The organism is Congregibacter sp. (assembly GCF_045107095.1).
GTDB lineage: Bacteria > Pseudomonadota > Gammaproteobacteria > Pseudomonadales > Halieaceae > Congregibacter.
On sequence record NZ_JBGCFU010000045.1, the window covers coordinates 31,761 to 50,566 of the forward strand.

Here is an 18,806-nt window from a genome sequence, read left to right on the forward strand (position 1 = left end):
TTCCGTTGTAGTGACACCAGTGTGGTTACGCCAGATTCTGACGCGATTGTGCATACAAATCAGTATTAGCTGTAATCACTGATTCAAGCCATACTCCATCAGGAATACCTTTTGAATACAAGGATGTCGGTAATTGATACTTAAGATTGATGCCCACTTGCACTACGCGGTCCAGGCCGAAACGGACATCATTCTGCAAATCACTGTGCCTAGCTTTGCGGATCAGCGGCTCCTCAGCGAAGAGCTGCTGTTGAGTGACTCGCTTCACAGCGGCTCGGTACTCGGCGAAGAACGGTTTGGCGAGCGAAAGCTTCTGCATATAGCAACGGATTTTGAGTGCAACTATAGCGCCCGGGTCGAAATTGACCGGCCACTTTTGGATATTGCGCAGCTTCCGGCGGTAGCACCGCACAAGTTGCCGAACGACGCCCTACGGTACTTGATGCCCTCGCGTTACTGTCAATCGGATGAGTTGCAGAGCTTTGTTGAAGCCGAGTTCGGTGACTGCATAGGAGGGGAGCGCATCGTTCGTTTGCGAGACTGGATTTTTGAGCGCTTCCGCTACTCGTCGGAAAGCAGTAATAGCCAGACAACGGCGGTAGACACCTTTGTGCATCGGCAGGGCGTGTGTCGGGACTTTGCCCACGTGCTCATAGCCCTCGCTCGGGCGTCATCGATACCTGCGCGATTCGTGAGCGCCTACGCTCCCTTTGTCACACCACAGGATTTTCATGCCGTTGCGGAGGTGTATCTTGATCACACCTGGCATCTGGTAGATGCCACCGGCATGGCGGCGTCAAACCAGATTGCGCGTATCGGCGTGGGTTTAGACGCCGCAGAAGTGTCATTCTTGTCTAGCTTCGGTCCACTGATGTTTCAGCAACAGTCGGTTCAGGTGCGCGTCGAGAGCGAGTGATCTCCGTGACCCGATGGTTCGCTGACAGGGCAGCTACCGAAACGAATTGTTAGGGTCTTTTTAGTGTTGATGTCCGCCGGGGCCATGGACGTGCCTATGTGCTATCTCTTCATCGCTGGCATCTCGAACTTCCATAATTTCGATATCGAACACTAGATCCTGGCCCGCTAAGGGGTGATTTGTATCAAGGTCGGCGCTGAACTTACCTGCTTTTATGACGGTTGCAGGACGCTGGCCGTTTTCTGTATTGACTTGAACCAGTACACCCGGCCGAAGTTTTCCTTTGAATACCAGATGCTTCACGGGAATGCGTTGTTGGCGCTTGGGGTCACGTTCTCCGTAGGCATCGGCAGCGTCAAGGCTTACGCTGAAGACATCGCCGGCTGTTCTGCCCGCCATATTTTTTTCAAGCCCGGGCAAGATATTGTTGGCGCCGTGCAGATAGGCACTGGGGGTTCCTCCACGAGAGGTCTCAAGTTCGCCTCCATCTGAATTGCGGAGGGTGTAATGAAAGATGGCCACTCTATTTCGTTCTATGTTCATTTTTTGTGGTTCAACAAAAAGACGGGAGGCGATTACAGGCCATAATCGTCGCGCAGGCAAGGGCTGTATTAACATCTTGTTTGTGGAATGAACTAAACCTCGTGACGAGGCGTAAGCTTCTTCTAGCCTTGTAACTTTTGGGAATACCCATGTCTGACGACAAACAATTCGACCTTCTGCTCTATGGTGCAACGGGCTTTACGGGCAAGCTCATAGCTGAGTATCTGGACAAGCATCCCGAGTTAGAGGGCCGTTCGTGGGCGATTGCGGGACGTAACGACAAAAAGTTGGAAGTCTTACAAAAGTCTTTGAGCCGCCAAGGCCCCCAGCGGGTTGTTTGCGATCTTGACGATGTTGCTGCTGTGGACGCCATGGTGAGGTCTGCTCGTGTAGTGATAAGCACAGCCGGTCCGTATTCGACGCACAATGGTGAGAGCCTTTTGGGCGCTTGCGCTAGGGCGGGCGTTCACTATTCTGATCTGTCGGGCGAGGGGTTTTGGCAGCGCGAAATGATCGATGCATTTCACGATGAAGCTGTGAGTAGCGGCGCTAAAATCGTTCTTGGTGGGGGTGTCGATTCTATACCTAGCGACCTGGGAGCATACCTGGCGCTGCAGGCTCTGGATTTCGGCGCTGACGAACCGGTGGAAGCAAGGATCACGGGTAAGTACACAGAGTACAGCGGGTCTTTTTCCGGAGGCACTATTGCATCAGGAAAAGCGAGGCAGGCGGCGCTCCGAAGTGGTCGGCTCAGCAAAGAGGCGATGGATGATCCCTACATCTTGGCTCCTGGTGCGCAGAGTCGTGCTGATGAGGAGCCGACCCAGGACGGTATGCCTGCCGGGTTTCTGCGTAAAGTCGAGGCTGGTTACGGCGTTCTTTTACCGTTTTTTATGGCCAAGATTAACGCACCCATCGTGCGGCGCTCCCTTGCATTGCAAGGTTTGGATGGTCACGTGAGCTATCGAGAGTGTTGCTCGTTGGGTATGTGGTCGCGGATCAGTTGGTTGTATTTTAGTCGTGGCTTCGGGGTGCCTTTGGGGCAGCCAATTAATTTTGTACCCAAGTCCGGGGAAGGCCCACCAAAGTGGCTGCTAAAGCAGGGCGCTTTTTCTGTTGAAGTCACAGCCGAAGCTTCTGATGGCCGCCTAGCGAAAGCCGTTGTCGCGGGCAAGGGTGACCCGGGTTACGGGGCAACTTCAAAAATGTTGGGCGAACTGGCCTTGTGTTTATTGCTCGATGAGCAAGTTTCTCCTGATATTGCCGGGGTTTTAACGCCGGCAACAGCGCTGGGAGATGCTTTGGTAGATCGATTGAATGACGCCTGCGACGGAGACTTTATGCAGCTTTACTCTTCAGCTGAAAGGGCATCGACGCACCAGTGAATATCAAGATCGACGATCTCTCTGATCCGAGAATCGCGGAGTTCCTCGAGGAGCACATGCGAGACATGTTGTCGGTCTCGCCGCCGGAGAGTACCCATGCGCTGAACCTCAATGAGTTAAAAGACGTTGCTGTGACGTTTTGGTCGGTTTGGCAGGAGCAGTCCTTAGTGGGTTGTGCAGCACTCAAGCGCTTGGATGCTAACCATGGAGAGGTTAAATCCATGAGAGTCTCGAATGAATTTCGAGGTCAGGGCGTTGCTCGCAAGATGCTGGCCCATCTGATAAGTCATGCGGAAGAGGAAGGGTTTTCACGCTTGAGTCTGGAAACGGGGTCGATGGCATTCTTCGATCCGGCAAGGCGTCTTTATGAGAGCTTTGGTTTTTCCTATTGCGACCCTTTTGGAGAATACAAAATAGATCCCAACAGCGTGTTTATGTCGCTCGAGTTAGAAGTCTCCGAATCATAAATGTGCTTAGGCGGTCAGCCGAAGGTCCTTTGGCGACGAGATAGAGGTAACGGTCTCGGACCCTTAAAGCTTCTTATTAAAAGGGGATGTCGTCATCCTCGACTTCAGGTCCAGGTGCGCTGGCGGTCGTGAAGTATTCATCAGCCGTTGGCGCCGCTGCATTGTCTTCCGGCGTTACGATCTTCCAACCCTGGAGGTTGTTGAAGTAACGGCCGTTGTATTCTCGACCCCTGATGTCAAAGGATACTGTCACTTCCATGCCCGGCGTGACCGAGTCGAGTAATGCCGTCTTATCCTGCACAAACTCAAGATTGATTTCCTGCGGGTATTTGCCATCCTCGACAGTGACGACCATCTCGCGTTTCGTAAAACCGCTTTCAAAGGTCTTTGGCTCTTGTATCAGTTTGACCTTTCCGGTGAGTTCGTAGGCCATGCTTTTTTCCTCGTTAGTGTCTGGTTTAGCGCTGCCAAGCATTGCCTGGCGCTGCGTTGATGAGTGACTGTATTAGTGTCTGTCGATCGAGTGCGGTGTTTGGCTCATGCCGTGAGCAGCAAGACAGCTAGCGCATAGCAGGCGATTAACACAGAGAACACTTTGAACCATCTGGGTTTAAAAACAATGCTCACCGCCAGCAGAGCGCCTAGACCCGCAAGCAGTATTGAAGGTAGCGGGGCGTTGTTCAGTAATCGGATATTGAAGTAGGGCCCCACAGCAAAATAACCCACCATAAACGCCGCTGAAACTCGGCCCAGCGTTTGACTGTGATCCAGGAAGTCCAGCTCCAGATCGTTTGCCAGGTCGTAATCTTCTACCGGAAGCGCCAGCTCCGCGGCCCCGTAGATGAACACGGTGCCAGCCACAAGAAATAGAAAATCAATGATCGACCACTCCGCCAGGTCGCGAAGTGCCCAGCCGACCCACCACATTTGAAGCGTCAACAGCATAATGGACATTGCCCAAAGCGCCGTGGCCCAGTGAAATTTTATGCGCTTGTGGGCGCGAATGAGCCCACCCATATGCCCCAGCAGCCTTGTGATCGCCAGCCCCAGAATGATTGAGATGGCGACAAATACGTATTCGTGCTGCGTCAAATTCGAGTGTCCTGTCCGTCGTCAGTGAAAGACTATTCTGCTACCAAGGAGAAGCGCCAGAAGGTGAAGCCCCAACGCTGATCATGAACATTTTGTACGGGCGAAACCACAGCGAGATCTCCATTCGCTAAAAAACTGACGGGTATGTATTCGCCGGCGGGAGATAAAGACTTGTACGCAACGGTTTCTTCCCATGCATCAGGGACGAAGGGAGCGGCCTCGTGAGCCTCGACGGCAGCAGTGTGGGGACTGTAATTCAGTTGGGCGAGCCGAGCCGAGACGCCCTGAGCGTCCTTCACGAACCATGTGGCGGCAAGCTTGTTCTCGCCGTTACTGGTAAGGAATGGATAAAAAGCTATGCCGGAAGTAGTCGAGACGGCACTGATTTGCCAGGTCTCGCCCAAGTCCTTCGAAACCCCGTGTTTGACCTCCGAACCTTCGCTCCAGACGTGATGCAGAGAACCGTCGGCCGTCCAGGCCAAGGGCTCAACCCATCGGGGCACGGCTGCGGGATCTGCGAATGTCGGGTCCCACTCAATGCGCCCGGGCGGCTCCTGCTTGGTCCACGTGGCTCCATCGTCGTTGCTGACCAACAGGTAGTCCGACTCCAAATCGAAAGTGTTTGCCGAGGCACCGATAGGTGAGACTCGAACTGCGAGCCTGCCGTTTGTCCCGACCGCTAAATGACTTGAGCCACCACTGGGCGCAATTGCTGTGGGGGCACTCCATGCAGCTCCTTGATTGATACTTTGTGTGTAGCTCACGCCAGCGCTGCCGTTCCAAATCGCGTGAGCCGTGCCGTTCTCTCCCACAGCAACCCAGGGTCTATCGTCTAATCTGTTTTGCGACAGAAACTGCCAATTCCAGGTCTCACCGGCGTCAACACTGGCACCTATGGCAATGTGGGTTCCTGCTCGTGTCTCTCTGTTAAATCCCATAGAGGTCATATAGAGGGTTCCCTTGGGTCCAATGCTCAGGTCGACATCCGAATTGCCCTGAGCGCCACTCTCTTTGGAACCCACATCGCCACGTTTCCAACTTTTGCCGTCATCATCACTGCGCCAGAGCAGAGGCGGTACCGTCCAGTCTCTTCCAGTCACTTGCGAGGGATATCCTGATACAAACAGCGCGCCATCGGGGTGCTGCACAATCATGGGCTCGCGGGCGAGAGTATCCAGATGATCGGTACGGGACTGTAGTTCTAGCGCTGCGGTTTGGGTCTCGACCTCGGCCTGTGTGATAGCGCTAACGGCCATATAGGTAGACAGTAAAAGCAGCGACTTCAAATCAGTCATGACAATCCTCCGGGCAGTTTGTAGACTTCGATACCACGCCGATGTAGCTCAGCTCGGTAGAGCAACGCATTCGTAATGCGCAGGTCGTAGGTTCAAATCCTATCATCGGCACCAATTTCTAAAGTCACTCGCCATCAAAACTGGCAGACGCTATTCGCCCATACGTTGCAGTGCAACGGGCTTTAACTGCACCGACTGGCCCTCGCAGGTAAACAAAAGCTCCCCTTCAGAAATCGTGCACTGCAACGCCAGGTTAGGAGAGGCGAGCGCGGCCAGAGCCGCCAACTCGTCGTCATTCACGCTGTAAACCGAAAGGTTCTCGAAGCGGGCGAGGGCGCTTGCGTGTTTCTGCCACCATACATTCAGGGCGCGTTCGCCATAAGCGTAAAGCACCACTGCCCTGGAGCGACCACTGGCTTTACGCAGCCTGTCGGGGTCCGGAGTGCCCAGCTCTATCCAAAGCTCAATGGAATCTGTCAGGTCCTTTCGCCAAAGGTCGGGCTCGTCGTCGGTGCTGATGCCCCGGCCAAATTGTAAGTACTCGTGGGCGTGCGCAGCGAAAACCGCGACGCGCAGCATCATGCGCGTATCCGTTTCCGATGGATGACGGGCAACGGACAGAGAAAAGTCCTCATAGACGTGGCGATCAAGGTCCGCGACGTTCAGCTTAATCTTGAATACGGTAGATTTTAGAGCCATATCAGACCTTTACGTGGCTTGTTTAATAACCTCTTTAAGTAGAGGGTTTGTGATCGCTCCGATTGTGAACCTGTCAATCGCAAACGCAACTTTTTGCGGTACTTGGGTCTTATTACCGAATACCGTTCTGGCGGCAATCTGTAACACTTCTGTAACATTGAGTTTCTAGCATTCTCGCGTCTTCAAATGCTCTGAGGGGGGCTATTCCTGTGAAGAAAACCATGTCTCAAATGTTTGCTCGTAAAGCGCTCGTTCGTGCGATCGCCAGTGCATCGGTTATAGGTGGCGTTGCGCTTTCTATGCCGTCCTATGCTCAAGAAACCAGCGCCGCCGTTCGCGGCGTCGTAACGGGTTCTGACGGTCAGCCGATTGCCGGTGCCGAGGTAGAAATCAAAAGCCTGGCAACAGGTGTTACCAAGCGTGCTACAACTGACGGAACGGGCAGCTACTTTGTGCGGCAGCTGCCTGCAGGTGTTGACTACAGTGTCTCCGTTAACGCTTCCGGCGAAGGAACAGCGCGAACAGAGCGTCTGCCCCTGACCGTAGGTGAGTCCGTGCAGATGAACTACCGACTCAGCAGCTCTCTAGAAGAAGTTGTCGTAATGGGTCGCGCTGTATCGGTAGCCGAAACGGCGATTGGGCCGACCGCTGTGTTCAGTGCTTCGGATCTACAGGACTCTCCGGCCATTAACCGAAACATCAATGATGTTATTGGTCAGGATCCACGCATTTATATCGATCAGTCTGGCTCAGCCGATGCGATCCAGTGTAACGGCGCCAACCCGCGCTTTAACAGCCTGACGCTTGACGGTATCCGCTTGAACGATGGCTTTGGTCTGAACTCCAATGGTTATCCTACTCAGCGTATGCCGTTTCCCTTCGACGCCGTATCTAGCGTCGCAGTAGAAATGGCGCCTATGAGCGTTGTTTATGGCGGATTCTCCGCCTGTAACATCAATGCGGTGACCAAGTCCGGTGGTAACGAGCTTTTCGGTTCGCTGTTCATGGATTACACCAGCGATGCGCTTCAGGGCGATTCTCTGGAAGGCGAGAGCGTAGAGGTTCCTGATTACGATGAGACGCGCTACGGCTTCGAAGCCGGCGGCGCGATTATTAAAGACAAGCTGTTCTTTTATGGCGCCTACGAGAAGTACGAGGGTGTCGACTTTAACAATCGTGGAGCCATTGGCTCTGGCGCGATTAACGAAGTACAGGTTAGCCAGGCGGAGCTTGACGAGATTCGTCAGATCGCCAACGACGTCTATCAGTACGCTCCCGGTAGCAGCACTCCAGGGGTCACGGACTTCGAAGACGAGAAATACATCGCCAAGTTGGACTGGTATGCCACAGACACTCAGCGCGTCGCTCTGACGTATATGTATAACGACTCCTTTAACGTAACGGAGTCCGATGGCGACCTTAACGAGTTCGAATTCGCGGATCACTTTTATAACCGTGGCGCAGAACTTGAATCCATCATCGCTAGCCTGTACTCCGACTGGACACCAAACTTCTCCACGGAGCTTCGTGTTGCACGGACTGACGTTGATTTCTTGCAGGCGCCACGTGCGGGCAATGACTTCGGTGAAATCCGGGTCGAACTCGATGATGTTGATGTGTATTTCGGCGGAGACGACAGCCGTCACGCAAACGAGCTGAATTACACCATCGACCAGTTGGTTCTCCGTGGTCGCTACCAATTGGGTGCGCATACGATCACCGGTGGTTTCGAGCGTGAGGAGTACGACATCTTCAACCTGTTCTACCAACACGTAGATACAGAGATTCGCTTTGACGGTATCGAGAACTTCCGCAATGGATTGGCTGATCGCGTTTACTACGGTAACGCCATCTCAAACAATCAGGATGACATTGCTGAGTCATTCAGCTACGCCATTAACTACCTGTACCTGCAGGATGAGTGGCAGGTTAACGACAAACTGCGCATGACCTTTGGTCTTCGTTACGATCGTTACGAAACTGACGATGCCCCGAACCTGAACCAGGATTTTGCGGATAGCTATGGTTTTGGCAACGATCAGACGCTCGATGGTCGCGATTTGATTCAGCCTCGCTTTGGCGCAACTTACGACTTCTCTGAGGACTTAACCCTGCGTGCAGGTGTTGGCTTGTTCTCGGGTGGTAATCCCAACGTTTGGTTGTCTAACACCTACAGCAACACATCGACTACCGCTGTTCAGGCGCGTATCGATGACGTAGACCTGTTCTCACAGAACTACGTGAACTGTGAAGACGGCGTACCTTCCGGCCCAGGCTACTGTGTACCGCAGAATATCGCAGACGTTGTGGGATCAGGCGACGGTAGCAACTTTGAGATCATCTACCTCGATCCAGATTTTGATATCCCAAGCGAGTGGAAGTACACCGCAGGTCTGACCTGGTACGGACCTATGGAGTGGGTATTGACTGCAGACCTGCAGATCAGTCGTGGTGAAGATACCGCTATCTACAAGCGTGCGGATCTTGAGCGAGTCGGTACTAACGACTTGGGCTATCCCATCTACGAGAGTGTTCGTGAGGCAGCATTTGAGCTGACCAATTCCAGCAACGGTAACGAATCTGAGTCACTGTCCTTCAGTGGATTCAAGAGCTGGGACAATGGTTTTGATCTGCGTGTAGGTTATGCCTACACCCAGGCCGAAGACGTTAACCCCATGGGCTCATCGGTAGCTTTCTCAAACTACATCTTCCGCGCCTTTGAAGATCCCCAGGCGGAAACTCTGGGAACATCAGACTGGCAGGTGGAGCACCGTTTCACTACGGTCCTTAACTATACGGCAGACTTCTTCAACGGCTACGAGACACGCATCTCACTGTTTGGTCAGTACAACTCGGGGCTGCCTTACAGCCTGACGTTGGACGGAGCAGCTGGCACGATCGGCGCGTATGGCTTCCAGCCATTCCTGGACTTCGAACCAAATGTCCTGCCTATCGGTGGCGAGCGTAACGGCGAGACAGGATCTTCGTTTAGTAAGGTCGATATGCGTATCACGCAGGAGCTTCCAGGCTTTAGCCCAGAGCATCGCGGCAGTCTGTTTGTGGTTGTGGATAACCTGACTAACTTGATCAACGACGAGTGGGGTATCTTCCGACAGCCTAATCGTCCTGGGGTCACTCAGTCAGATATCGACAACAATGCAGAAGAGTCGCGAGTGGGTGGAACCTCACTCTGGAGCATGCGTGTTGGTGTAAACTACAGCTTCTAAGCTAACTCGATCACAAAGCCCCGCCTTCGAGAGGAGGCGGGGCTTTTTTTATCGTGTTGTTTGGTTGCACTATTTGTAACGAAAGACGGGAAATTTCCCTTGAGCAATTCCTCACTATCTTACGTGCTGAGTTTTTCCTGCCCCGATTCCATCGGCGTCGTGGCGCGCTATTCGAACCTGTTTTACGAATGCGGAATCAACATAACCGAGATCTCAAATTACACGGACCCACTGAGCAATACGTTTTTCCTGCGGTGTGTGTTTGATGTCAGCGGGATGAGTTGTAGTCTGAGTCAGTTTGAAACACGGTTGAAGCCGGTGGCTGATGAGTTGAAAATGAACTATCGGCTACGTTGTGTCACCGCACTACCCAAGATCGTCATCGCGGTCTCCAAGTATGACCACTGCCTGACAGCGCTGTTAACAAAGCAGCGTGCGGGGGCTCTGCCGGCCGACATTGTGGCGGTGGTGAGTAATCATGAGGATTGCCGGGCACTTACGGAATGGCACGATATTCCTTTTCATTATTTGCCTGTAAGTGCTGAGACGAAGCCCGCTCAAGAGTCGAAGATGCTCACGATTCTTAATGAGAGTGAGTCTGATCTTTTGGTCCTTGCGCGCTACATGCAGATTCTGTCAGACGATTTGTGCGCAAAGCTGTCGGGTCGTGCGATTAACATCCATCACTCCTTTTTGCCCGGCTTTAAAGGGGCGAAACCCTACCATCAGGCCTACGACCGGGGGGTGAAGGTGATTGGCGCCACGGCGCACTACGTCACTGCCGATTTAGATGAGGGCCCAATCATTGCGCAGGAAGTCAGGCCCATTGATCACGAAATTTCCGTAGAACAAATGGTCCATCTGGGCCACGACACAGAGGCTACCGCTTTATCTCAGGCGGTTCGACTACACTGTGAGCAGCGTGTCATTCTCAATGGTCAACGGACCGTTGTTCTTTAACTAAATGGAGTATTCATGAGCGCATCAATCATCGACGGCAAGGCGGCGGCGCAAGCACTCCGCGAGCGTTTGGCCATCGAGGTTTCCCGAATTGACGCGGAGCACAGTTGGGTGCCGGGTTTGGCGGTGGTCCTGGTAGGAGAAGATCCTGCGAGCCAGGTGTATGTGCGCAATAAGGGCAAGCAAACAGCAGAGGCGGGGATGCGTAGCTTCGAGCATAAGTTGCCCGCCAGCACCAGTGAACGGGAGCTCTTGGGTCTGGTAGAGACACTGAACCAAGACGACGCGGTTAACGGGATTCTGGTGCAACTGCCTCTGCCCGATCACATCGATGCACAGCTTGTCATTGAGACCATCGATCCAGCGAAAGATGTAGATGGTTTTCACCCGATGAACACGGGTGGGCTTTCGAACGGGGACCCTACTGCGCTTGTGCCTTGCACGCCGTTGGGGTGCTTGATGATGCTCCGAGAGCAGTTTCCCGACGGTATGGCGGGACTCAATGCGGTGGTAGTGGGACGAAGTAACATCGTAGGTAAGCCCATGGCGCAGTTGCTTATTGCCGAGAGCTGCACTGTTACCGTGGCGCACTCAAGAACGCGCGATTTGCCAGCGCTCTGCCAGACGGCTGACATTTTGGTGGCTGCCGTGGGGAGGCCAGAGATGGTTCGCGGTGATTGGGTGAAGGAAGGCGCCGTAGTCATTGATGTCGGTATCAACCGAGTCCAATTAGAGGGACAGGAAAAGGCGCGCTTGGTAGGGGACGTTGCTTTCGCAGAGGCAGCAGAAAACGCCCGAGCCATTACGCCTGTGCCGGGCGGTGTAGGCCCCATGACGATCGCGTGTTTGCTACGCAACACCGTTGTGGCCGCCTGTAGGCAGCACCGCGTGGTTTGCGAACTTCCCTAGCGCATCATCTATTCGGGGAAAGCTTTTAGCACTTCGCGCAGTAAATCCCAGCGATTGAAGCCTTGCTTGCCGTAGTCCAGACCTCGCCGCACGATCACCAGATCATGGGTGGGATCGATAATCACGTATTGCCCTCTGTTGCCCGCGGTGCTGTAGGCTCGTGCAGGCACGTCCTTTTTGCGATTGTCGGGGACCAGCCACCACTGAGCACCGTAATCGTTACCTCTGGACGCCGAGGCGGGTGCGGGAGTACGGGAAAACTCAATCCACTGCTCGGAGATTAATCGCTCGCCATCCCACATGCCCTTGTTGAGATAAAGAAGGCCAAAACGGCCTAGATCTCTGGCGTTGGTGTAAACCTGACTACTGAGAATAAAGTCGCCAAAACGATCGGTAGACAAGAGTGTGTTCCGCATCCCTATACGATCCAGCAGACGCTTTCTTGGGAATTCCCGATAGGCCGCATCGCTGCCCAGCGTGTTCTTGAAGGCCTTTACCGCCAGTAGCGTGTCGTAGTTTTCGTAATCCCAGAAGGTTCCCGGCTCGCGCACAAGGCCACGGTTGCGCGCGCCATCCACAGAGCTCGCCCCTGCCCAATAGGACAAACCAGAGCCCGTGGCGTACTCCATGTTGAAACTGTCGATGGGATACAGCCCGCTGGACATGTTCAAAAGGTGGCGAAGGGTGATGGCGTTTCTGGGGTCTTCCCCTCCGGATAACTTGGGCGACCAGTCGATTTTTAGAGGGGCATCTAGCGCCATTGCCCCGCTGTCTACACGCATGCCAATAAGTGTTGCCGCGATACTCTTGGCGGTGGACCAGGTTCTCGTGCGGGTTGTTTGGTCGATGCCCTCGGCATAGCGTTCGTGAATAATTTTGCCTTTATGAATGACCAACAGGCTCAGAGTGTCTTGCTCTTCACTCTCCCGATTAAAAGCCCAGTCGGAGGCTTGCTGCAGGGCGTCGTTGTTAATGGTGGTGGGCATCGCTACGACTGCGTTTGCGTCCCCATTTGGCCAGTCAAGGCTCCGAGGATCGGTTTTCGGGTAGGGCATTTCTAACTGAGGTAAGCTGTCGATGTCTTCCAGACTCATGTCCGGCGCCATCACCACGCAACCAATGCCTTTTCTGAACGCCGAGAGAATTGCCGGGCCGTTCTCGCCGCCGCCGACGCTGATTGCCTGTTCCCGGGGATGCACTGTGTAGGGGCCGCCGCTTGCGTCACCCAGCGTGTGCTCACCTAGGTATGCAAGCTCCTGATCGAAGACCTGTTCCAGTGTTCTTCTCGAGGTGAATAAGCCGTTACAGGTAAGTAGGGACTGTACACCGTTGCGAATGAGCTGACGGTTAGCGGAGAAGTAGTCGTATTCTCCCTCAGCTGCTTGGCTTGTCATGCTGATACTGAAGCCGAGAGTAGCGCTGAGAGTAAGGAGCATAACTCCTGGCAGACGAACCTTAAGCATTGAAAACCCCGTTTACGATTGAGCAGCGACTATACACGCCGCCGAGGAGAACGGGGAGGCGCGGTCAGGGCAACTCAGCGATATTGCCTTAAAGACGGGGTGTAAGGGATCAGTCTAGAATAGGAGTATCAACATCAAGTTTCAGGAGCGAGAGTGGCAAAGGGAGATAGCCTTACCTACGGTACCCGCGATACGGTCTCAGGGGGATCCTTTGTCGATGCCGCGCAGGGAGACGAAGCCCCCGCGCTGCGCGGAGCTCAGATACTGGCAAAATGCCTTGTTGCGGAAGGCGTCGATACGCTCTTTGGATATCCCGGTGGCGCTAATCTCGAAATATTCGATGTATTGCCCCAGTTTGGTATCACGTGTATCCGTACTGAGCATGAGCAGGGCGCGGTGCATGCAGCCCAGGGTTATGCCCGCGTAACGGGTAGCCCGGGTGTGTGTTTGGCAACATCCGGTCCGGGAGCAACCAACCTCGTCACCGGTATTGCCGATGCGAATAGTGATTCCACCCCCCTGGTGGCGATAACCGGCAATGTGCCGTCGCACCTGTTAGGGAAAAATGCTTTTCAAGAGGTGGATATCGTTGCGGTTACCGAGGCCATAACCAAGCGCAACTATCTGGTAAAGCGCGTCGGCGATATCCCTGAAGTGGTGCGCGAAGCCTTCAGTTTGGCTGGAGGTAATCGCCCGGGCCCCGTGCTCATCGATATCCCAAAAGACATACAACAGCAGTATCCCAAAGGCCCTGAGGGTGATTACCGCGCGCCGCGGATTCCCGCCGTTATCGACGACCCCGAGCCGGTGCTTTCGGGCATGGAGCCAGCACAGTTAGAGGAGTGCATACGCCTTATTCGAGAGAGCGAGCGCCCGGTTATCTATGCAGGAGGCGGTATCGGTGTTGCCGCGGGAGAGGCTTCCCTACTGGCACTGGCAGAAAAGGCACAGATTCCTGTGACCTGGACCATTATGGGCGTGGGTTGTTTCCCTCCGGATCACCCCTTGTCTCTCGATGTCTTGGGGATGCATGGTGCCAAGTACGCTAATCGCGCCATCTACGAAGCGGATCTGGTGCTGGCCTTGGGTGTGCGTTTTGACGATCGTGTAACAGGTAATGTTCAGGAGTTTGCAAAACAGGCGCGAATCGTACACATCGATATCGATCGGAGTGAGCTCAATAAGAACAAAACGGTCACTCTGCCTATCAGGGCTGATCTGAAGCCTGCGCTACTGCAAATGCTTGAGGCCTGTGAATCCGTAGACTCTCGGCCCTGGGTGAGCGATGTCAATGGCTGGAAAATTGAGTATCCCTACCCAGAGTCTGACTCACCGGGGCTTAAACCTCAGCATGTAATCCGCGCACTGTGCGAGGCCACCGATGGGGACGCCGTTGTATCCCTGGGAGTTGGGCAGCATCAGATGTGGGCGATGCAGTTTTACCGATCCAGGCAGCCTCGCTCGTTTTTGAGTTCTTCTGGTTTTGGCACCATGGGCTACGGCTTGCCTGCAGCGATCGGCGCAAAGGTGGCCGCTCCGAACAGACAGGTGATTGACATAGACGGAGATGGCTCTCTCAATATGACGATCCATGAGCTCTCCACATGTCATCGTTATGGAATTGGCGTGAAGACAGTGGTGATCAACAACCAGTGGTTGGGGATGGTTCGCCAGTGGCAGGACATGATCTACGACGCTCACCGTGCAGGCTCTGATCTATCTGACCCCATGGCAGTAAAGTCGAGGGATGATGTTGATATTTATCCAGATTTTCTGAGCATCGCCAAAGGCTATCGCGTCAAGGCAGAAAGGGTACGTAGCGCTGCGGAATTACCGGCCGCTATAGCAAGAATGCTCGCGGACCCTCAGGAACCTTATCTATTGGATGTCATTGTTGAGGCCGAAGAGAACGTATACCCCATGATCCCGGCGGGAGGCACTTACCGGGATATCATCATGAGTGCTGATGATCTCAAGAGCAGTGATTCTAGTGCTCAGGGAAGCAATATCTAGGTCTTTACGCGCGGTCTATAAGAGCCAACAGCTTTTTCCGGGGCGAACCGGTTGTTTACTGATCACCGCAGCAGTAGGAGAGGGAGGGGTCCACAAGGAATCGCTTGTTAAGCGACTGCCGTCCTAACAACATGCGAAACCCCATATCATCTCGGTTGGTCAAAGTGATTTCGGTTACGAAGCGCCGGAAACCGATTTCCAGCGTGGTCTGAATAACGGGCCGCTTCTCGCTTTTGCCGTTGGAGCTGGTTACCGAACGATAGTCGACACATTGCGCTGTGCATTGGATTACCGGTGCTTTGCGGCGTTGCACCGGGTGCACGGAAAAATCGATCCAGCCCTCGCCACGATCACTTTGCCGAACATCAAAGGCATGCAATGACGACGTTTTTGCGCCCGTATCCACTTTCGCGAGGATGCCCGGAAGCGCAAGGTCTGGTAGCGCACACCATTCTCTCCAGCCAATGATCGCTTTTGGAAAACTTGCTGTATCTCGCTTAGCGCGGGCCATGTACTTTGTTCCACTTTAGCGGTTGTTTAGTGATCGATATCTTACGACTTATCCGCAAGCTAAACATAGGCACGTGTGATCTGGGCCTCGATTGGCTATTTCTAATCTCGCGCATTACCGCCGTCCATAATGAGGTGCGGGCAGGATGCGCGAGGCGGGTTACACGATGGGTAAGTCATCCAGAGAGGCGTCCAGGGTCTCATCGTCGTTTGGTTGGTGCGCGTCTGTGAATCCCTCAAGGCCTTTTTCTACGGCCTTTACCTTTCGTCCGTAGCGCGCGATGTGAAACACAGCATCACCCTCATAAACCAACGGAAGGTTTGTTCGACCTATTACCATTCCGCTTACTGGTGAGTGAAGCGGCGTCTCAGTCGTTCCTAGCGGATCAGCAATCATCGCCAGTAGCTGCCCCTTTTCAACTCGATCCCCGAGCGGCGAAAAGACCCGGAGTACGCCGCTCTCAGGTGCGCGTACCCAAGTTGTCTCGTCGCTGGTTATGAGCTCACCGGAACGACGCCGGCCTCGAGACTTTGGCAGCATGCCTATACTTCGCATTACGTTGACCACGCCTTGGACGCCCGCGCGAATATACATTTCGTCAAAGCGAAGGGACTCACCGGCCTCGTAGAGAATGACCGGGATGCCAAGATCACCGGCGCATTGGCGTAACGAGCCATCGCGTACCTTTGAATCCAACGCTAATGGCACATCGAAGGCTTCTGTCATCGCCATAGCCTGAACATTGTCCAGGTCGGCGCGTATCTGCGGAAAGTTGGAGCGGTGCCTAGCCCCTGTGTGGAGGTCGATGCCGTGAGTGCACTTACTGACAACTTCCTCAACAAAAGTATGTGCGACTCTGCCTGCAAGGGAGCCCCGGGGCGTGCCGGGAAACGAGCGATTCAAATCTCGACCGTCGGGTAAATAGCGGGAGTGGTTGAGAAAACCGTAAACATTGACTATCGGGATAGCTATCAAGGTTCCTCTCAGTCGCTCGACAACGGGTTTTCCCAACAAGCGCCTTATGATTTCTACGCCATTGATTTCGTCGCCATGAATGGCCGCCGACACAAACAGCTTGGGTCCAGGACGTTTGCCGTTTACTATTTTGACGGTCATTGATAGATCGTTGTGGGTGTAGGTCGGCGCTACCGGGACTTCAATAGTCCCTTGAAATCCCGGGTTGATAACCTCACCACCAAGCGTGAGTTCAAGATCCTGATTGGTCTTATGCTCAGACATCCGAGCTACCTTCTCCATCTGATTCATTAAAGGAGGCGTTTACGGTATCCATGTCTAGATCTTTCACCTTGGGTTGCCGTTTACGTTGCGTCCGCGCAGGGATCATTCCACGCATCGATTCGAGTTTGCCAAAGCAGAGCAGTTTGTCGCCGGGCTCAAGTACACGATCCGAACGCGGATTGGGAATGACCTTGGAGTCGCGATAGAGGGTAAGTACATTGATATCGCGCTCTGAAAGTTCGGTGTCTCTAATTGGCATGCCCACAAATTGGGAACCCTCGGGTACAAAGATTTCTGTGACTCCATACCCTTTGCTGACGGTTAAGCGCTGACGAAGATCTATTTCCGGGAAGTCTACTTGAGCAGCAATGTAGTCGATCACAGCGCCAGCAACATCGAGTTCGGTGCAGCTCTCAATGCCTTCCAATCCCGGAGATGAATTCACTTCCATAACTTGTGGTCCGTCCTTGCCTTCAAGCATATCTACTCCGGCAACTCTCAAGCCTAGAATCTGAGCGCAACGCACCGCGGTTTCGGCATATTTATCACTGAGCTGAATTGCCTCGGCGATACCGCCACGGTGCACGTTGCTCCGAAACTCCTGTCCTTGTGCAACGCGACGCATTGCAGCGACAACGCGGTCTCCCACCACGAACGCTCGCACGTCTTTTCCTTTACTTTCCGCCACGAACTTTTGGATCAGTACGTTCTGCTTCTGGCTCTGCAAGAGTTCGATAATCGACTCCGCCTGCTTCACCGATTCAGCGAGCAGAACCCCGATACCCTGGGTGCCCTCGATGAGCTTGATGATAACCGGCGCTCCACCTACACGCTGAATCGCTGGAAGCACATCGGCCCTGTCGCGTACAAAGGTAGTTCGTGGAATGCCTATGTGATGTCGGCTGAGAATTTGCAGGCTTCGCAGTTTGTCCCTCGAGTTGGCTATTCCGTGCGCGGTGTTCGCACAGAAAACGTCCATCTCCTGAAACTGCCTGACTACTGCAGTGCCGTAATAAGTAATGGATGCTCCAATCCGAGGGAGTGCTGCATCGTAGGTGCTCAGTGGCTTCTGGCGGAAATATAGATCCGGGTTGCCCTCCTCGAGATCTATGGCGAACTTGAGTGTATTGAGTACTTTGGCCGTGTGCCCTCGTTGCTCCGCCGCCTCACGCAAGCGACGAGTGCTATAGGAGCGAGGTGCGCAGGACAGAATGGCTAGCTTCATGTTTTGATGCTCTTTGGAGGTTAAACGGAGGCAGTATACGCGGGTGGCGAAACACGCAGGATCTACAATGTAAGAAGTGGCAAAGAGGGAGCCCCGCCTTGAGTAGCCGCCCGCCGGGGTTTTGCTCCTGGCAGTAGCCTAAAACGAGAAGAACAAATCGCGTGTCACCTTTTTAAAATCGCCTCGGTCGTTGGTGCTTGGAAACGGTGTGCTTGGAACGGAAACTCCAAGAAATTTACAGAGAGGATCCCAGCCATCTCGTACGTCATAGACAAGTAATCGATCTCTTGGCACGGTGTTTTTCACCGCTTGCTGGTGGGCCTCGTAAACCTTGATGACATGCGCTTTATCGCTGATCTTTCCGCCAAACACTTTGTTCTCGATCAATGCTCGGTTGTGTATAGCGAATCGATAAGTCTTCCGTGCCTCCGTGGAAAACGGATAACAGGCCAGGACTTTGATTAGCTGTCGGAGGCTAGGGCGTATGGTAAGAATGGTATTGATCGCACTCTGGTGCCAATTTTCCGACTCGCGAGTCGTCAGAATCACTTTAGCTTCCGGGTACTTTTCTATTAGCTCGGCGTAGTAAACGCAGGCGGGGAAATCGACTGTTGATTGATAACCCTGAAAGACCCTATCCCAGTCTGCCGTTTCATCTTTGAGAGCACTCTCCCATTGATTGAGATGGCTCCGCTGTGCGGCTAATTCGAACATGTGAAAACACGGTCCACAGTCGAGTTCTTCCAGCGCGAGCTTTAGCGAGAGGGTTCCCGTTCGTCCGAAACCGGCTCCAATGACCTTAACTGTCATGAGTTCCTTGACTGATTGGTTTTAAACTTTGCTACTGGCCGACTACAGAAAG

At 53.7% G+C, this 18,806-nt stretch carries 17 protein-coding genes, 1 tRNA gene and 1 pseudogene; 8 read left to right on the forward strand and 11 right to left on the reverse strand.

The features are described 5' to 3' along the window. Positions 1–133: 133 nt before the first annotated feature. Positions 134–916, forward strand: coding sequence for a transglutaminase family protein (locus AB8B76_RS08520; RefSeq protein ID WP_405271671.1), 783 nt, complete (start codon positions 134–136; stop codon positions 914–916). Positions 917–976: 60 nt separating this feature from the next. Here the strand turns inward: AB8B76_RS08520 and AB8B76_RS08525 are convergent, their stop codons facing one another. Next, the gene (locus AB8B76_RS08525) at positions 977–1,459 is read right to left on the reverse strand and encodes a peptidylprolyl isomerase (protein WP_405271673.1); all 483 of its coding nucleotides are present in this window, start codon (positions 1,457–1,459) and stop codon (positions 977–979) included. A gap of 149 nt (positions 1,460–1,608) precedes the next feature. Here AB8B76_RS08525 and AB8B76_RS08530 point away from each other — a divergent pair, with 149 nt between their 5' ends. Together AB8B76_RS08530 and AB8B76_RS08535 are read left to right on the forward strand one after the other, a co-directional pair. Further along, entirely contained in the window at positions 1,609–2,844 is a 1,236-nt protein-coding gene (locus AB8B76_RS08530; protein ID WP_405271675.1) for a saccharopine dehydrogenase family protein, read from the forward strand. Continuing rightward, positions 2,841–3,311, forward strand: a complete 471-nt coding sequence (locus tag AB8B76_RS08535) for a GNAT family N-acetyltransferase (protein ID WP_405271677.1) — start codon at positions 2,841–2,843, stop codon at positions 3,309–3,311. The genes AB8B76_RS08530 and AB8B76_RS08535 overlap by 4 nt, the downstream gene beginning before the upstream one ends. Before the next feature lie 76 nt (positions 3,312–3,387). On the opposite strand, the gene AB8B76_RS08540 is transcribed toward AB8B76_RS08535, so the two are convergent. The 3 genes from AB8B76_RS08540 to AB8B76_RS08550 all read right to left on the reverse strand — a co-directional run bounded on the left by AB8B76_RS08540 (position 3,388) and on the right by AB8B76_RS08550 (position 5,698). Then, entirely contained in the window at positions 3,388–3,744 is a 357-nt protein-coding gene (locus AB8B76_RS08540) for a DUF3127 domain-containing protein (protein ID WP_405271678.1), read from the reverse strand. A gap of 104 nt (positions 3,745–3,848) precedes the next feature. Continuing rightward, positions 3,849–4,403: a hypothetical protein gene (locus AB8B76_RS08545; protein WP_405271680.1), complete on the reverse strand. Its 555-nt coding sequence runs from the start codon at positions 4,401–4,403 to the stop codon at positions 3,849–3,851. A gap of 32 nt (positions 4,404–4,435) precedes the next feature. Beyond that, complete coding sequence (locus AB8B76_RS08550) at positions 4,436–5,698, reverse strand: sialidase family protein (RefSeq protein ID WP_405271682.1); 1,263 nt, start codon at positions 5,696–5,698, stop codon at positions 4,436–4,438. Between the two features lie 37 nt (positions 5,699–5,735). Between AB8B76_RS08550 and AB8B76_RS08555 the strand changes: the two genes are divergently transcribed. After that, positions 5,736–5,812, forward strand: a tRNA-Thr gene (locus tag AB8B76_RS08555). A gap of 36 nt (positions 5,813–5,848) precedes the next feature. Here AB8B76_RS08555 and AB8B76_RS08560 read toward each other — a convergent pair. Next, a complete protein-coding gene (locus AB8B76_RS08560; protein ID WP_405271684.1) occupies positions 5,849–6,397 on the reverse strand; it encodes a YaeQ family protein in 549 nt (182 codons plus the stop codon). Positions 6,398–6,618: 221 nt separating this feature from the next. Here AB8B76_RS08560 and AB8B76_RS08565 point away from each other — a divergent pair, with 221 nt between their 5' ends. From AB8B76_RS08565 to folD, 3 genes are all read left to right on the forward strand, one after another. Further along, the gene (locus tag AB8B76_RS08565; protein ID WP_405271687.1) at positions 6,619–9,624 is read left to right on the forward strand and encodes a TonB-dependent receptor domain-containing protein; all 3,006 of its coding nucleotides are present in this window, start codon (positions 6,619–6,621) and stop codon (positions 9,622–9,624) included. Positions 9,625–9,723: 99 nt separating this feature from the next. Next, entirely contained in the window at positions 9,724–10,584 is an 861-nt protein-coding gene (gene purU, locus AB8B76_RS08570) for a formyltetrahydrofolate deformylase (RefSeq protein ID WP_405271689.1), read from the forward strand. Positions 10,585–10,599: 15 nt separating this feature from the next. Continuing rightward, on the forward strand, positions 10,600–11,493 hold the full coding sequence (gene folD / locus AB8B76_RS08575) for a bifunctional methylenetetrahydrofolate dehydrogenase/methenyltetrahydrofolate cyclohydrolase FolD (protein WP_405271691.1): 894 nt from the start codon (positions 10,600–10,602) through the stop codon (positions 11,491–11,493). Positions 11,494–11,501: 8 nt separating this feature from the next. On the opposite strand, the gene AB8B76_RS08580 is transcribed toward folD, so the two are convergent. Then, complete coding sequence (locus AB8B76_RS08580; RefSeq protein ID WP_405271692.1) at positions 11,502–12,956, reverse strand: serine hydrolase domain-containing protein; 1,455 nt, start codon at positions 12,954–12,956, stop codon at positions 11,502–11,504. A 153-nt stretch (positions 12,957–13,109) separates the two neighbouring features. Between AB8B76_RS08580 and ilvB the strand changes: the two genes are divergently transcribed. After that, the gene (gene ilvB / locus AB8B76_RS08585) at positions 13,110–14,969 is read left to right on the forward strand and encodes a biosynthetic-type acetolactate synthase large subunit (protein ID WP_405271694.1); all 1,860 of its coding nucleotides are present in this window, start codon (positions 13,110–13,112) and stop codon (positions 14,967–14,969) included. Between the two features lie 55 nt (positions 14,970–15,024). Here the strand turns inward: ilvB and AB8B76_RS08590 are convergent, their stop codons facing one another. The 5 genes and pseudogenes from AB8B76_RS08590 to AB8B76_RS08610 form a co-directional block, all read right to left on the reverse strand. Next, positions 15,025–15,480 carry an ATP-dependent zinc protease gene (locus AB8B76_RS08590; RefSeq protein ID WP_405271696.1) on the reverse strand — a complete coding sequence of 152 codons (456 nt, stop codon included), beginning with the start codon at positions 15,478–15,480 and terminating at the stop codon, positions 15,025–15,027. 159 nt (positions 15,481–15,639) lie between these two features. Then, positions 15,640–16,719, reverse strand: coding sequence for a succinylglutamate desuccinylase/aspartoacylase family protein (locus tag AB8B76_RS08595; protein ID WP_405271697.1), 1,080 nt, complete (start codon positions 16,717–16,719; stop codon positions 15,640–15,642). Beyond that, on the reverse strand, positions 16,712–17,011 hold the full coding sequence (locus AB8B76_RS08600; RefSeq protein ID WP_405271720.1) for a cation:proton antiporter regulatory subunit: 300 nt from the start codon (positions 17,009–17,011) through the stop codon (positions 16,712–16,714). The genes AB8B76_RS08595 and AB8B76_RS08600 overlap by 8 nt, the downstream gene beginning before the upstream one ends. Positions 17,012–17,020: 9 nt before the next feature. Continuing rightward, positions 17,021–17,944, reverse strand: a pseudogene (locus AB8B76_RS08605) (RimK family alpha-L-glutamate ligase); the annotation flags it as partial. Between the two features lie 138 nt (positions 17,945–18,082). Further along, positions 18,083–18,754 carry a sulfotransferase family protein gene (locus tag AB8B76_RS08610; RefSeq protein ID WP_405271699.1) on the reverse strand — a complete coding sequence of 224 codons (672 nt, stop codon included), beginning with the start codon at positions 18,752–18,754 and terminating at the stop codon, positions 18,083–18,085. Between the last annotated feature and the right edge of the window lie 52 nt (positions 18,755–18,806).